At 42.7% G+C, this 546-nt stretch carries 2 pseudogenes; both read left to right on the forward strand.

Annotation, left to right across the window (positions count from 1 at the left end):
* Positions 1-73, forward strand: a pseudogene (locus ACFIKJ_RS09715) (lytic transglycosylase); the annotation flags it as partial.
* A 12-nt stretch (positions 74-85) separates the two neighbouring features.
* Positions 86-546 (forward strand): annotated as a pseudogene (locus ACFIKJ_RS09720) (phage tail protein); the annotation flags it as partial.

Raw genomic sequence — 546 nt, forward strand, 5'->3', positions numbered from 1 at the left:
AGAGAGTGATGATGATAATCCTTTGATGACGCAATTCATGCGGGCGTTTTACGGACCATTTTACCGGAATTAGGATTCACGAGAGATGTCAACGATTTATGATTGGTCGCTTAGAGCGGCGGATAATACGCGCGTGGATGATTTGATTGATTGGTCAGAAGGACAGTATCCTAGCAGTGTGAATACGAGCGCCCGTGTGATGATGCAAAGGATAAGTGAGTATTTGTCAGACACGGGTGGAGAGCTTGAAGGCATTGTTACAAATGATCATGTCCAACAAACGAGTGTGATAAGGCTTGCAAGCACTTCACAGTTTTTAGAGTATAAGAATGGTATCGTTTTGCGCTTTATGGCGACGGGCAGGAATGTTGGAGCGACCACGATTGTCTTAAATGATTTAGATGGCAAGCCTGTTTATAAAGCAACAGAATTAGGCATCAGTGCATTATCGGGAGGGGAAATCCAACAAGGGTGCATTTATACATTGTTTTATAATGGAGATCATTGGCATCTTGTTAATCCTACCTCTATTCCTTTGGAAGAAGA

The organism is Bartonella sp. PS7NMGDW (assembly GCF_042193585.1).
In the GTDB taxonomy this organism is placed as follows: Bacteria; Pseudomonadota; Alphaproteobacteria; order Rhizobiales; family Rhizobiaceae; genus Bartonella; species Bartonella grahamii.